14 protein-coding genes, 1 tRNA gene and 1 pseudogene are annotated in these 14,240 nt (G+C 61.8%); 9 read left to right on the top strand and 7 right to left on the bottom strand.

The genetic code is table 11. The features are described 5' to 3' along the window. Together EN955_RS17725 and rpiA are read right to left on the bottom strand one after the other, a co-directional pair. On the bottom strand, window positions 1-490 hold a 490-nt coding region (locus EN955_RS17725; RefSeq protein ID WP_127223440.1), incomplete at its 3' end, for a DUF2059 domain-containing protein. Then, window positions 477-1,208, bottom strand: coding sequence for a ribose-5-phosphate isomerase RpiA (rpiA, locus tag EN955_RS17730; RefSeq protein ID WP_024503288.1), 732 nt, complete (start codon window positions 1,206-1,208; stop codon window positions 477-479). The genes rpiA and EN955_RS17725, both read right to left, overlap by 14 nt. 319 nt (window positions 1,209-1,527) lie before the next feature. On the opposite strand from rpiA, the gene EN955_RS17735 reads away from it, so the two are divergent. After that, window positions 1,528-2,211, top strand: coding sequence for a phosphoglycolate phosphatase (locus EN955_RS17735; protein WP_013531667.1), 684 nt, complete (start codon window positions 1,528-1,530; stop codon window positions 2,209-2,211). A gap of 129 nt (window positions 2,212-2,340) precedes the next feature. Beyond that, window positions 2,341-2,415, top strand: a tRNA-Val gene (locus EN955_RS17740). Between the two features lie 402 nt (window positions 2,416-2,817). Here the strand turns inward: EN955_RS17740 and EN955_RS17745 are convergent. Beyond that, window positions 2,818-3,171, bottom strand: coding sequence for a hypothetical protein (locus tag EN955_RS17745; protein ID WP_024503289.1), 354 nt, complete (start codon window positions 3,169-3,171; stop codon window positions 2,818-2,820). Between the two features lie 934 nt (window positions 3,172-4,105). Here EN955_RS17745 and EN955_RS17755 point away from each other — a divergent pair. From EN955_RS17755 to EN955_RS17765, 3 genes are all read left to right on the top strand, one after another. Next, complete coding sequence (locus EN955_RS17755; protein WP_164752783.1) at window positions 4,106-5,059, top strand: rhamnan synthesis F family protein; 954 nt, start codon at window positions 4,106-4,108, stop codon at window positions 5,057-5,059. 106 nt (window positions 5,060-5,165) lie between these two features. Beyond that, window positions 5,166-6,323: a hypothetical protein gene (locus EN955_RS17760; protein WP_024503291.1), complete on the top strand. Its 1,158-nt coding sequence runs from the start codon at window positions 5,166-5,168 to the stop codon at window positions 6,321-6,323. A 151-nt stretch (window positions 6,324-6,474) separates the two neighbouring features. After that, window positions 6,475-6,732, top strand: a complete 258-nt coding sequence (locus tag EN955_RS17765; protein ID WP_024503292.1) for a PepSY domain-containing protein — start codon at window positions 6,475-6,477, stop codon at window positions 6,730-6,732. 11 nt (window positions 6,733-6,743) lie between these two features. Here the strand turns inward: EN955_RS17765 and EN955_RS35445 are convergent, their stop codons facing one another. After that, on the bottom strand, window positions 6,744-7,169 hold the full coding sequence (locus tag EN955_RS35445; RefSeq protein ID WP_245265329.1) for a hypothetical protein: 426 nt from the start codon (window positions 7,167-7,169) through the stop codon (window positions 6,744-6,746). Between EN955_RS35445 and EN955_RS17770 the strand changes: the two are divergent. Together EN955_RS17770 and EN955_RS17775 are read left to right on the top strand one after the other, a co-directional pair. Beyond that, window positions 7,053-8,233: pseudogene (locus tag EN955_RS17770) on the top strand (IS481 family transposase). The gene EN955_RS35445 and the pseudogene EN955_RS17770 overlap by 117 nt on opposite strands. Before the next feature lie 129 nt (window positions 8,234-8,362). Then, window positions 8,363-8,845: a hypothetical protein gene (locus tag EN955_RS17775; RefSeq protein WP_032808250.1), complete on the top strand. Its 483-nt coding sequence runs from the start codon at window positions 8,363-8,365 to the stop codon at window positions 8,843-8,845. 141 nt (window positions 8,846-8,986) lie between these two features. Here EN955_RS17775 and EN955_RS17780 read toward each other — a convergent pair whose 3' ends face one another. From EN955_RS17780 to EN955_RS17790, 3 genes are all read right to left on the bottom strand, one after another. Next, entirely contained in the window at window positions 8,987-9,877 is an 891-nt protein-coding gene (locus EN955_RS17780) for an arginase family protein (RefSeq protein ID WP_024503295.1), read from the bottom strand. 350 nt (window positions 9,878-10,227) lie between these two features. Beyond that, complete coding sequence (locus EN955_RS17785; RefSeq protein WP_024503296.1) at window positions 10,228-12,117, bottom strand: murein L,D-transpeptidase; 1,890 nt, start codon at window positions 12,115-12,117, stop codon at window positions 10,228-10,230. A gap of 210 nt (window positions 12,118-12,327) precedes the next feature. Next, window positions 12,328-13,074 carry a 3-oxoacyl-ACP reductase family protein gene (locus EN955_RS17790; protein ID WP_013531692.1) on the bottom strand — a complete coding sequence of 249 codons (747 nt, stop codon included), beginning with the start codon at window positions 13,072-13,074 and terminating at the stop codon, window positions 12,328-12,330. Between the two features lie 99 nt (window positions 13,075-13,173). On the opposite strand from EN955_RS17790, the gene EN955_RS17795 reads away from it, so the two are divergent. Next, the gene (locus EN955_RS17795) at window positions 13,174-13,788 is read left to right on the top strand and encodes a TetR/AcrR family transcriptional regulator (RefSeq protein ID WP_024503297.1); all 615 of its coding nucleotides are present in this window, start codon (window positions 13,174-13,176) and stop codon (window positions 13,786-13,788) included. A gap of 55 nt (window positions 13,789-13,843) precedes the next feature. After that, window positions 13,844-14,239 (top strand): rhodanese-like domain-containing protein, encoded by a 396-nt coding sequence (locus EN955_RS17800; RefSeq protein ID WP_024503298.1) that lies wholly within the window; start codon window positions 13,844-13,846, stop codon window positions 14,237-14,239. Window position 14,240: the final 1 nt, after the last annotated feature.

A 14,240-nucleotide genomic window follows, 5' to 3' on the forward strand; every position in this document is an offset into this window, starting at 1 on the left:
CGGCAAGCGTTTCGCCGACCTGCTGGGCGAGATCGCGGCCGAGGCCGTTCTGCCAGATGTCGGCTGCCTTGACCAATTCGCGGGTCACCGTCGGGCCGCTATCGAGCAGCTTCTTGCCCGAATCGGAATTGTAGAAGGCGGCGATGTCGGTCAGTTCCTTTTCGGAGAACACTTTCGCGTAGGCGAGTGCGGCTTCCTTCTCGAGGTCGGCACGGCGCGAGGCCAGCGCCAGAGCCTTCTCGTTGATGGTCTTGCCGATCAGTTCCTGCATGTCCGGGTTCTTCTGGATCAGCTGCGATTCGAGCGCCGCGGCTGCCTGCGGCAGGATGTTGTCGAACGGGTCGGTCGCGTGGATCGCAGCGACCGCCGCGCGGGCGGCCTTCAGGTGCGCTTCCGTGACATCCTGCGAAAACGCCGGCGACGAGAAGGCGAAAACGGCCGAGGCCGCCAGAAGGACGGAAAGGCTGCGAACCCGGTTATGCAACGTCATGATCGGTAGAACTCCCTGGTTTTCGGGCAGCATGGACGGTTTGGATACCGTCGCCGCCGGCGATGATGGCCGCTGAAGCCAGCCCGATGAAAAGACCATGCTCGACAACGCCAGGAATGGCGTGGAGAGCATTCGAAAGCGCTCTTGTATCCGGAATGCGGCCAAAAGATGCATCGAGGATAAAATGGCCGCCGTCTGTAACAAAAGCCTGCCCGCCCGTCATCCTCAATGTGACCGGTCCGGAAAGACCGAGCTTTTCAGCCGCTGCGGCAACCGCGATTTCAGTGGCGCGCAGGCCGAACGGATTGACTTCGATCGGTAGGGGAAAACGGCCGAGCGTCTCGACCATCTTGGAGCGGTCGGCGATGACGATCATGCGCTGGGACGCCGCGGCGACGATCTTCTCGCGCAGCAGCGCGCCGCCGCCGCCCTTGACCAGGGTCAGTTCCGGGTCGACTTCGTCGGCGCCGTCGACGGTGAGATCCAGCTCTGGCGTTTCCTCCAGCGTCGACAGCGGCACGCCAAGCTCGCGGCAGAGCAACGCGGTGCGCTCCGAAGTCGGTACGCCGATGACGGTCATGCCGGTTGCGACCTTTTCGGCAAGCAGCCGCACGAACTCCTCGGCCGTTGTGCCGGTGCCGATGCCGAGCCGCATGCCGTCATTCACATGGGCAAGTGCTGCCCGCGCGGCTTCGACCTTCAACTGCCTTGCATCCATGTCGATTGTTGCCCCGGAAATTCGCTGTCGGGCTCGTAGCATTTTTGCCGGTCCGGTCAAAGCCCCAGGCGGCGGGTCCCCAGGTGATCCTGCGTAGGAATTATTTCCTTGACCGGTGAGTGCAGCTATGCTACATTTTTGCCCATGGTGCTGATTTGCGCCAACAGCCCGCCGTCGAGGCGGGTTTTTTCATAGCGGCGTCCAGCCGCGAATGCCCGGCCTGATAAGCAGGCCCCGCCTGAACGAGCCGGCCCAGCGCTTGCCTCGACGCGCCGCAGCCGCTATCGCCTGCCCATTGCACACCTGCCCAGGACAGACCATGACCCAACCGATCATCGTGTTCGACCTCGACGGTACGCTCATCGACACAGCGCCGGACCTGCTCGACAGCCTGAACCACAGCCTGGCCGCCAGCGAGATCGCGGCGGTCGACGAAGCCGGCTTCAGGCGTTTTGTCGGTCACGGCGGCCGGGTGATGATCGAGCGGGCGCACGCCGCCCATCAGCGATCGCTTGCCGTCGAGGAGCACGACCGGCTGCTGAAACTTTTCCTCGACCACTACACGCTCAACATCCCCGGCAAGTCGCGCCCCTACCCCGGTGTCGTCGAGGCGATCGCGCGCTTCGAGGAGGCCGGCTATACCCTCGCCATCTGCACCAACAAATACGAAGCCAACTCGCTGGCGCTGATCGAGGCGCTCGGCCTGACCAAACATTTCGCGGCGATCGCCGGCCAGGACACGTTCGCCTTCCGCAAACCCGACCCGCGCCATTTGATCGAGACCATAAAGCTGGCCGGCGGCGACCCTCACCGCGCCCTGATGGTCGGCGATTCGCAAACCGACATCGACACGGCGAAAGCCGCCGGCATTCCGGTGGTGGCGGTCGATTTCGGCTACACCGACCGCCATGTGCGGGAGTTCGAACCTTCGGCGGTGATCTCGCATTTCGACGCCCTGACGCTCGATCTGGCGCAAAGGCTGATTGCCGCTGCCGGAAACTGACTGGAAGGCGGCCGGAGACAGGGCGCAAAGCACAGCAAAACCGATCCGTGTCAGAACGCCGGACAGCGCCTTGACTTCCCGCACCCGCCTCCCTTATATCGCGGCTCGCTTGGCCTTCGGGCAACGAGCGGGCGATTAGCTCAGCGGGAGAGCACACCCTTCACACGGGTGGGGTCGCAGGTTCAATCCCTGCATCGCCCACCATCGGCCTTCCTGAACGCCGCACCCCAAAATGCCTAGCAACTACACCCCGCCCCTTGCCCGCCAAAATTCTTCTGGGCGAATTCCACGCGCTGCTGTAGCTCGCATATCTCTGGAACGGGCAGACGTCGGAGCCGTTTCGGACCTTCATCTGTTCGCGATCCCAAAACGACACCCTCGATGCGGTCGTCGGCGCAAAAGACCGTATAGCGTTGTTCCGGCTCAGCGCTCGGGCTTGCTCCATGGGCCGGGCTTCATCGAGCGCCACTTGCCCGACAGGTCGCTGACCGCTTCGTCCGTTAGCCAAAGATGCGTAGTCGCAGCAATGGAAGGCGGCGAGATAGTCGCCGCGCATGAACTCCTGTCGATGGGGCCAAACTCTGCCCTACGCCGGTCGACCCGCGATCAGCGCTTCATCGAGTGCAGGATGGCCTGCATGTGCTCTTCCAGGTCGAGTTCGCCCCGAGCCTCGGCGGTCAACAGGTAATCGGCCTTGGCCCGGCGGTCGCCTCGGCTGATCGCGGGATAGGAGCAGATGGCAAGCAATGCTTCCTGTTCGACCCGGTCTGCCCTCTTGCGTTCGTGGCTGCTGCTGCCCGCTTGATGAACAACCCTGTGAAGCTCGACATAGCTGGCTTCATGGGCTCCGATCAGCGCCCGCAATTCGGGTGAGGCTCCTTCCGCTTCGGCAAATGTCGGTTCAATGACCGAGGCCACGGCGGTGAACGCAAGAAGTGTACGGCGTGTGATTTCGGGCATGCCTCATATCCCTGCTGTCTGATCATGCAGGCACACCATAGCACCGGCGCAACGGTTCGAAGAGATGCTCCGGGACGCGACCGCACTGTCTGCTGACAAAATGTACTCGCTCCCGCAGCCCGCCCTCCCAGCAGCCAGTGTGGCCTTAAGTCGCAATGATTGGCTTGCGAAAGCAGGGTTTCGGGCTTCATTGACGCTGCGATCGACACCATATGGTGATCCACAGCCCTCCAAAACGAGAGAAGCTCGCTTTGACGCGGTCGCATAGCGGCCGTCAGCCGGCAATGGCTATGAACCAGGAACCTGAAAAACTATGCCTGAAAATGTCAGACCAATTTCGAAAGACGTCCCCCTCATTCAGCTAGGCGTCTATCAGTGCCGCTTCCCGGTAAGCGAAGACCGGTCGGTGCCCGGCGGTTATCGGTTCTGTGCTGGGCCAACTTCGGCGGATCGCGTCTATTGCGATCACCACCACAGCATCGTGACCGCCGTCGACCCTCGTCGATCCCGTTCAGGTCTCCACCCCGCTCAGCGACGCGCCGCTTAAGTCAAGCGGGCGGCGGCCCCCTCTATCAGGTAGCAAGGGCTCAGCGGGATGCGCTCCTCATCAGTGACAGCGTGGGGGCAATGACATGACGCGTGCGCATAGGAAGAGTCCCTCAGTGAGGGCTGGCAGTGTTGTGTCGGAATGGAGCACGACTTTTTTTGGGGGGACCGTCCCTTTTCCTGGCTACATGTGATCTGACTTTCATTAGCGCTTTTGCACAAACAGTGCAGTGTGCGGCGGAGGTTAGATCGTGGCGTTCAATCCCGATGTCGATTGTGAATTCAGGCCAAAGGCGGGGAGCGACGCACACCCTTCCCGCTGTTTAATCCTGCATCGCCCATCGGTGCCTTTTCCCGAGCCGGATCGGCCTGCAAGGAGGGGCGAGCCTTGAAACTGTCTTGCGTCTTCCGGGAATGGCGGCAGTTGGCGAAACCGGTGCCGTCAGACGCCGAACTTTTCCCGGTGCCCCAAAACACGTCGCTTGTTGTGCCCTTTGGCTATCGGCCGAAGTTGGTGCCGCCCGAACGCAGGATAGCTGTCTTTTTTCACGCCTACTATGTGCAGGAATTGGCGGACGCTATCGACCTGCAACTGCGCAATCTGCCGGTTTTGGTCGATATCCATTTCACGACGGACACCGGCGAGAAAGCCGTCTTGCTCAACGAGCGCTTTCAGAGCCACCCGAGGATTCGTCGTCTAAAGACCACTATCACCGCCAATCGCGGCCGCGACATCTACCCGAAAATCGGGCTGATGAACCAAGAGCATCTGGCATACGACTACGTTCTGCACATTCATACCAAGCGATCCGGTCATGAGGACGGATTACGGGACTGGCGGCAGTTCCTCTGGCAGCATCTTCTGGGCTCACCGGAAATTGTCACAAGCGTTTTTGAGATATTCGAACGTTGTCCTGATGTTGGCATGATCGCGCCACAGCATCTTCCATTCATCCGCCCCTGGATCCACTGGGCTGACTGCAAGGAATTGGCCGCCGGCCTTGGCCCGCACCTCGCTAAGGCGATTGGCGGGATCGAGAACATCGACTTTCCATCCGGTTCGATGTTCTGGGCACGCTCAAAGGCCCTCAAGCCGCTTCTCGACCTCAATCTCGTTGCAACTGATTTTCCCGAGGAAAATGGGCAGCTTTCGCTTACAAACGCGCATGCCATAGAGCGCTTGTTTTTCATTTCCTGCGAACTGGCCGGATTGAAATGGTTGAAAATAGCTCTTCCGCAATGGCATGCCGCAAGCGATCAACTCCAGTCCGCATCGTCTCCCTGGATTGTCCGGCGGTTCGTGGACAAGCGGAACGTCAACTTGCTTCCTGGTGGGAACTAGCTAGGGCTGGACCAGACAACCTCTCCGGAAACGATTGTGGAAGAGGGATCGTGGAAGAGAGATTGAAATTGCCCGCTCTCTTAATGGTCTTTAGACGAATGAACCCATGAACGATATTTTCCGCCACACGCTAGTCCATCCGATGGAGAGAGAAACTCGCCCCTTGCCGTTCGGCAAGAAGGACGCTCAATGGAACCCGGAGATGGTGGTGACATGCCGCCGGCTGATTGCCGCCTACAAGGCGACGATACTGCAGGAGAGCCGGCTCAAGCAAATCACCGACGATGACCTCTGGTCGGCATTGATGCGTGACAACCTTGGTCAGATGATCAGCTTCATCGAGGCCGAAGATGCCGAGCAATTGTCACGCTATCTGGTTGATTTCGGCAAGGAATACACCTGGTTCGGCGGAATTACGACGGGGATCGACGGCTATACGTATTGGGATCGCGACGAGCAGTTTGTTGCATACAGCTACTTCGACAAATTGCTGTGCCTGGGCGAGGCGCTCGGCGTCCTGTCGGTGGAAAGCCCCGAACAGGGGACGGACGGGAAATGGGGCAAGAACGGTCTCCGGAACCCAGACGAAATCGTGGACGCCTTAGAAGCACAGCTCGGCATCCGCATCATCCCGCCGCAGGGACCGGTTCATGTCGCCGGTCTGAAAATCAGGGGTGGCCTGCTCCACTACAGGCACATCAACGCACTCTATCTGGCAACCCGGATCCGGGATATTGCCGCACCCGAAGATCGGATTTGTGAATTTGGCGGAGGGCTCGGGCTTGCTGCATTTTACCTGAACCGGATGGGCCGCAAGGATGTTACGATCTTCGACCTTCCAATTGTGAACGTCCTGTCGGGTTACTTCCTGATCGGAACCCTCGGTCAGGAAGCCGTCTGCCTTGAAGGCGAGGAATCGCGCAACGAAGCCATCAAACTGAGAGCGAACTGGAATTGCTCCAGTGAAGTGGACCGCACCTTTCGGGTCACCGCCAACCAGGACTCATTTCCCGAAATCAATCGCCGCATCTTTGACGAGTATGTGCAACAGATAAAGCGCATCACTTCGGGCTTCTTCCTCAGCATCAATCACGAGGGTGAGCAACTCATCGCTGGCGGCGCGAGGCTTCTTCACGTTTCAAAGCTGCTGAGTGCCGATCGGAGCTTTGCTCGCACCTACAGGAGCCCCTACTGGCTCCGTAGGGGCTATGTGGAAGAACTGTATCGGATTGATAGCGGCATATCAGTGGGCGCGGCGGACTAGCCTTGCCTGCCGGGATCCTAGCTCGGTATCGATGCGGCGGATTGGGCGACCATCCAATCGACCGATCGCAAGTCTCGGTCGCAAGTCTCCAGCCGCGGAACAAACCGGCACGCCAGCGAGTTTCTCTCCGACGAAAACTTGAGGGAAAGCCATGTCCAGATTTCTGCTGGCGACAAGCGTCGCCGTTCTTCTCGCCGGCGCGCCGGCCTTGGCCGCGGACGACAAGCCGCTGCCGCCGCCCAATGCCAAGAAGCTGTCGGAGATCATCGCCAAGGTCGAGCAGCGCGACGGCTTTCGCTATGTGGACGAGGTCGACTGGGACAGCGGCGCCTACACCGTCACCTATTACACGGCGGACAAGGCGAAGGTCGAAATCACCTACGATCCTGTGACGGCGGAGCCGAAATAAGGTTCGCCGCATCAAATTAGCCAGCCTTTCCCGGCGCCGGCGCCGCCCCTCACCTGCCTGCCGGCATCCTCTCCCCGTATAGTGACGGGGAGAGGGACGCTGTCATCGCCCATTTCGCCAATCGCCAGCGTTGCAAGGATGGCGCCGGCGTTGCGGCCAGCCCCTTTCTCCCCGTCACTATACTGTTTGGACCGGGGACATCGCGAACAGGTGTGCGAGGACATCGCGAACAGTTTGGCGTGCTCTGCGCCGGGAGGTTCGCGCTGCCATTTGGGGACACCAGCGTGATGGATGGGAAGTTGGAGTTTGTGCGTCTTGCCGTGCAGGAAGGCAGCAATGTCAGTGCGCTTTGTCGTCGTTTCGGGATCGGCCGAACCTGTGGTCACAAGTTGATTGCGCGGTATCGCGCCCATGGCGAGGCCGGGCTTGCGGAGCAATCGCGTCGCCCCACGACGAGCCCGGGGCGCAGCCCGGATGCAGTGGAGGCGGCGGTTCTTGGCATGCGCCAGACGCACCCGGCCTGGGGCGGTCGCAAGATCGCCAAGGTCCTGCGGCGCGAGGGAATCGGTTCGCCTGCGCCCTCGACAGTGACCGGGATCCTGCACCGCAACGGTGTCGAACTGGGCTTGCTGGGAGGCGGAGCCAAGCCGTTCGGGCGCTTCGAGCATGCCGCCCCCAACGATCTGTGGCAGATGGACTTCAAGGGCCATGTCGCATTGCGGCAGGGCGGCCGGTTGCATCCACTGACCGCGCTCGACGACCATTCGCGCTTCTCCGTCGTGCTGCAGGCTTGCATCAACGAGACCGGCGAAACGGTCAAAACCCATCTGATTGCCGCCTTTCGCCGCTATGGACTGCCGCAGCGCATGGCTTTCGACAACGGTCCGCCATGGGGAGATGGCGGACGAAGCAACTTCACACGCTTCACCGTCTGGCTGATCGAGCATGGCGTCGCCGTCTCTCATTCCAGGCCCCTGCATCCGCAGACGCTGGGCAAGGAGGAGCGCTTCCACCGTTCGCTCAAGGCCGAAGCGATGGCCGGACCTGCTTTCGAAAATCTCGAGCGCGCGCAAAAAGCCTTCGACGCCTGGCGCGACCTCTACAACGCCGAAAGACCCCACGACGGCCTCAAGGGCTGCGTTCCCCTCGACAGATACACACCTTCGCCGCGCTCCTTCAGCGAGGCCGTCGAAGCCTTCGACTACCCACAGGGCGCCATCGTTCGCAAGGTTCAGAAAGAGGGCCGCGTCGCCTTGTGCGGCTACATCCTGCGCCTCTCCAAGGCATTTGGCGGAAAGGCCGTGGCCTTCATCCCCACCACCAAGGACGGCGTCTTCCAAGCCTTCTTCAGACATCAGAAAATAGAAACAGTCGACCTCAACCTCAGCAGACGATAAGTGACAAAACTGTTCGCGATGTCTCCGTACACCTGTTCGCGATGTCCCCGGTCCAAACATATACGGAGAGAAATGTCCGGCAGGACAATGAGGGGCAGCTCTGACTTTGGCGATTGGCGTTCTCCGCTGCAAGTCGGACTTGTCGTTTGCCTAAAGCGATTGCCCTTGCCAACCGTCGCCTCCCCTTGCGTCAGTCTCGCTTTGATGGCTGACTGTGCGCGCCGCATTGGGGGATGGGCATGGCGACGGCGAAGCACGTGATGAAGCGCATATTGATGATGTTGGCCGGCTACTTCGTGTCGGTTCTGGTCGGCCTGATCGCCGTGGCGGTGATCTATGGCGTGCTCAGTTCCTTGCCCAACGCGCCCGACTACTTCGACGTGATGGGCGTTTCGCCGATCGCGGTTCTGCTGGTGCCGCCGCTCGGCATGTTCGTCTATTTCCTGACCATCGTGGTGACCGCGCTGCAGACGCTGATTTTCGCGCTGATCGCCGAGTTCTTCTCGTTGCGCAATGTCCTGCTGCACATGGTTTTCGGCGCCGGCGCCGCAGTCGGCGGCTTCGCCCTGATCTGGCCGAGTGCACCGGAGGATATGGACCCGGAGCGTTGGGTCGACATCGGCATCATCGCCGCTGCCGGCCTTGTCGCCGGGTTGCTCTACTGGCTGATCGCCGGGCGGGACGCCGGCTTCCGGCGGCCACTGTTCGAGCGCTAGTAGCTTGCACACTCACAATCGGAGCCAAGCCGATCGGCTCATGCGGAGCCTTGAAACAGATTCCGCCGCAACATGAGGCAGTAAGAAACGACCTCAAATCGGTCGCTCCTTGCTGCGTAGAGCAGACATGGCTCGTCGTCGTCATGGCGCTGCTGTTCCGAGCGCAGCGGCCAGTACATCGGCGAGGCCGCGTCCGGCGCTGCCGTCCTCATCTAGGCGCGGATTGTAGATGGTGATCTCGAGGCCGACTGCCTTGCCGCTCGCCAAGGCAGGCCGGAGCGCAGCCGTCAACTCGTCCCACGACAACCCGCCTGGTACGCGAAAATCGACAGCCGGCATGATGACGTCGTCGAGACAGTCGGCGTCGAGATGGATGAAGAAGCCGTCCAATTCCGCTCTCGTCAGATGATCGACCGCTTCGCGGGCGGCGGCCTCGATGCCCGTGGCGCGCACAGCGGGAAGGTCAAGCACCTTGAGCTCTTCGGGGAGCGGCTGGCTTCCGTACTCCTCCTGATCCTTGTGATCGCGATACGCGAAGGCGACAGCGTCTTCAGGGCGGACCAGAGGACCGCGACCTTCGATGTCGGTCAGGAGCGACGGACCGTAGCCGGTGACGAAGGCGAGGTCCATCGAGGCACCCTCACCATTGGGTTCCGCCTCGGGCTGGAAGAAATCGGCGTTGCCGTCAATGAAGAGCAAGCCGTAGCGGCCGCGCCGTCGAAACGCGAGCGCCGAGCCCAGGACGATCGTGCAATCGCCGCCCAGCACCACTGGAAACCCGCCTGCGTCAAGCACCGCTTCCACGGCGTCGGCGAGCTTGGGCGACCACTGCGCAATTGCCCTGGCGTTCAGGGTGCCGGTCTCGGGATCGGGCGTCGGGTCCTTCGCAGGCACAACCAGCCGCCCGGCGTGGCGCGCATGAATGCGCTCCGCAAGGCCAAGGTCAAGCAACCGGTCAGGCAAGCGCTCCACACCGTCGGTCGCCAGGCCCAGCGTGGAGGGGGCTTCGAGAATCGCATAATGGCTCGGCATGGGGTGCCTCCATTAGTGACCATTTTGCGGAGTAGGTCAGGGCCTCTGTTTTGTGGCTGTGTGATCGCGAATGAAGGCCCTTCCATCTGCACGCTGAAGCGAAACGTGCCCACCTCCATAGTCTGGTCCACCTTCGTCGTCAGCCATCGGCAAAATGCCGACGATGGCAACGCGACGCCGCAGAATCGCTTCGAGCGCTCAACATCGTTCGTCCGTACCGAAACAGGATCACAGTTGCGTTTTGCGCTTGTTCGATAACGGTAGCCGCCGCTACTCGTTCCCTCTCAACCGCCTTTCCGGTTTCCGGCCACGCCGTATTTATGAGTTCACGGCCTACCGAAAGGCTTGGATCAACTTGAAGGCGAACGCACCGCCTCCGTGGCATCCAGGGCCTGCTTCAGCCGCGAGTCGCGGTCGTAGACGTCGCCGAAATATTCGACCTTGCCCGACAGATCGGGCCAGGCGGTGAAATAGGCGACATAGACCGGGATCGTGCGTGTCACGTTCTCGGTCGCGTGGCCGTGCTTCAGCTTTTCGGCGATATAGTCCACGGAGGTGCCAAGCACTGCCGCCGCCATGCCGCGCGGATCCTGCAGCCGCACGCAGCCATGGCTGAGCGCGCGCATATCGCGCTGGAAGAACGATTTCTGCGGCGTGTCGTGCATGTAGATCGCATGCTTGTTGGGGAACAGGATCTTCAACTCGCCCAGCGCGTTGGCCTCGCTCGGCTGCTGGCGCACGCTGTATGGGATGTTCGAGCCATAGGCGCCCCAGTTGACCGCCGACGAAGGAATGCGCTTGCCGCGCGAATCCGTCACCTCATAGCCGGACCGGTCGAGATAGCCCGGATCGTTGCGCAATCTCGGCAGCATCTCGTTGACGATGATCGACTGGGGCACGCCCCAATAGGGATGGAAATCGACCTGCTTGATCTGGTCGTAGAAGAAGGAGGTCTGGTTGGTGGTCCGGCCAATGACGGCACGCGTCTTGAGCTTTTCCTCGCCATTGTCGATGTAGCTCGCGGTGAAGGCCGGCTGGTTGATGAAGACGCGCGGGCTGCCGAGATCGGAGGGCAGCCAGCGCAGTTCCTCCAGCGCCACTTCCACCTTCAGCAGCTTGTCGGCCTTGGATGTTCCGGCCAGCGTCGCGACGGTGCGCGGGCCGATGACGCCGTCGCCCTTCATGCCTGCCTTCTGCTGCACGGCCTTGATGACCGGGACCAGTTCCGGATCATAGACGTCGCTGGTGGCCAGCCTGGACAGGACCTCGCCATAGGCGCCGCCCATCTCGTCATCGAGATTGCGCGCGATCAGGGTCAGCAGCTTCGGCAGTTCGGGGCTGGTTTCGCCCGGCTTCAGCAGCAGTTTGGGGTCGACGACGATTTCGTTTTCCGCACTGGCCTGCAGCGCTTCCAGTTCGACGCGCAGCGCCTGGTATTCCGCATTCTGCGGGTGCCGCGATTCGAGATAGGTGCGCACCTGCTGGGTATGAGCCAGCGTTTTCAGCACGCCTTGCAGATCGAGCGGCTTGGCCGGGAAATCATAATAGCCGGTCATGCGGTTGGGATCGACGCGGCCGTTCTGGGCGTCGTGGGCATAGCGCAGCACACGAGCCGAAAGCGCCATCTCGAAACGGACGAGTTCTTTCAGTTGCGCATTGGCATCGGTCGACGATGCGCCGGCAGCGGGCACTTCGACCGTATAGTCGGCGGGCGTGAGGCCATAGCTTGAAGCCTCGCCAAGCACCCGCACCGCATCCTGCGCACGGCTGTTGAGGCTGATTCCGCTTATCCAGATGAAATCCGGATTGGCCGAGTAGTACTCGATCAGCGCCTTGGCGATGTCGGGCTCGGCTAAGAGTTCGTAGTCGCCCAAGCTGGCAACCGCATCACGAAAGGCGGCACCCGTAGCCGACGGGACGAAGGCGGCGTCCTGCGGTGTCGCCGGCGCCGGCGTCGCGGCCAATGCCGAGAAGTCGACGCGAACCAGCCGGTCGGCCTTGTAGGTGTAGTAGGACGGGCTGCTGATCTTCACTTTGCCGCCGCCGCCACCGGACACTTTCGGCTTTGGCTTGTTCTTCGGTGGCGGGGGCGGAAACTCGCCTTTCGGCGCATGCCTGACGCCGCCGCCGAAAAGCATGTCGAAGAGCCCCTGCGCGCCTGCCTGGGGTACACCGAAAGCCAGCGTCGCCGTGATTGCCATCAGCGGCATCACGGTTGCTTTGTTTCCGAGGAATTTCATGAATCACCCGCTCCGGCCGCAACCGGTTCCCGTTCCGCACGCTCGATCGTCCCGCTCACCGCATGGCGGATGTAAGGCGCGACTATACTGATTCATACCGATTTCGTTAAGCTTTCATAAATTTTGGAAAGCCTGTTGCAGAACGGTTTCACAAGATCGTGACGGCTGGAGCGGAGGGTGGTTCCGCCCCAGCCGGAAATCCCCGCGGGATCAGGCGTTGGCGCCGCCATCGATGGTCAGGGCAGCGCCGGTGACGAAGCGGCCTTCCGGGCCTGCGAGCCAGGCGACCATGCCGGCAATGTCGTCGGCCTTGCCGAAGCGCGGCGTTGCCATCTTCCGGCGCTGATGCTCGGCATGCGGGCCGTCGGCCGGGTTCATGTCGGTGTCGGTCGAACCGGGGTGGACGACATTGGCGGTGATGCCGCGCGGGCCGAGGTCACGCGCCAGCGCCTTGGTCAGGCCGACCAGCGCCGCCTTGCTGGCTGAATAGGCCGTGAGGCTGCCGTCGGTCGCCCGCTCGGCAAGGTTGCTGCCGATCGAGATGATGCTGCCGCCCTCACCCATATGGGCGGCCGCGGCCTTGGAAGCGATGAATGGGGCCCGGAGATTGACCTCCATGGTCTCGTCGAAATCGGCGAGCGACAGCGTGTCGATTGGGGCGGCGCGCCAGATGCCGGCGCTGTTGACCAGGATGTCGAGCCGGCCAAAGGCGGTTACGGCGTCATCGACTGCCTTGTCTAGGGCGACCGCATCGCGGTTGTCGGCTTTGATCGCGATGGCGCGGCCGCCCTTGGCCTCGATCTCGGCGACGACAGCGCGGGCCTGTTCCTCGCCATGCACATAGGTCAGCGCGACGCTGGCGCCATCGGCCGCCAGCCTCCGCGCAATCGCCGCGCCGATGCCGCGACTGCCGCCGGTGACGAGCGCGGCCTTGCCGTTCAATCTGCTGGAAGACATCGAATTCTCCTTTTATGTAATGATCGATACATAAATATCTGTCAGCCTTGCCCGCTGGCGTCAACTGAATTATGTATCGATCAACACAGAAAGAGCGTCATGTCGGAACGAGGCCGTCCCCGCACCTTCGATCGAACCGCAGCCCTGCGCCGCGCGATGCAGGTGTTTTGGGCGCGTGGTTACGAAGGTGCATCGATGAGCGAGCTGACCGCCGCCATGGGCATCAACTCGCCCAGCCTCTACGCTGCCTTCGGCAGCAAGGAGGCGCTGTTCCTGGAGGCGACGGATTTTTACTCGCACACCGAGGGTGCCGACATCTGGCTGGCATTGGACGAGGCTCCGACCGCGCGGCAGGCGATCGAACAATTCCTGTGCCTGACGGCGAAAGCCTATGCGCAGAGCGATCGCCCGCAGGGCTGCCTGATCACGCTGGGCGCACTGCATCAGGATTCGAGCCGCGGCGCCATCTGCGACGATCTGCGCCGCCGTCGTGCCGAAAACCACACCGCCCTGCAAAAACGTCTGGAGCGCGGTATTGCTGAAGGCGAATTGCCGGCGGATTTCGATTCGAATGCCGCTGCGACCTTCTTCGCCACGGTCCAGCACGGCATGTCGATCCAGGCGCGAGACGGCGCCTCGCACGCTGCCCTGCTGGCGACGGTTGGCGGGGCCATGGCTGCCTGGCAGACGTTGGCCGGCGGCAACGCGGCGTGACAAACGCCGGCTGGTGTGCTCGAAATCCGCCAGCAAGGCCGAGAGGGACGAGAGCGTGAAAAAGGGTTATCGCGAGCTGCTGGACGAGGCGAACGCCGTGATCGAGGTGGTTTCGCCGGAGGAAGCGGCCGGGCTGCTCGACGATGAAGACACCATCTTCGTCGATCTGCGCGATCCACGCGAAGTGGAACGCGACGGCCGGATTCCGGGCGCCAAGCATGTCACGCGCGGCATGCTGGAATTCTGGATCGACCCCGAAAGCCCTTACCACAAGCCGTTCTTTGCCTCGGGAAAGAGCTTCGTGTTCTTCTGCGGCGGCGGTTGGCGCTCTGCCCTGGCCACAAAGACGGCGCAGGACATGGGGCTTTCGCCGGTCAAGCACATCCTTGGCGGCTACACTGCCTGGAAGGCCGCCGGACTGCCGGTCGAACCCGGCGAGAAGAAGAAATAAT

It is taken from the genome of Mesorhizobium sp. M7A.F.Ca.CA.001.04.2.1 (genome assembly GCF_003998485.1).
Classification (GTDB): domain Bacteria; phylum Pseudomonadota; class Alphaproteobacteria; order Rhizobiales; family Rhizobiaceae; genus Mesorhizobium; species Mesorhizobium ciceri.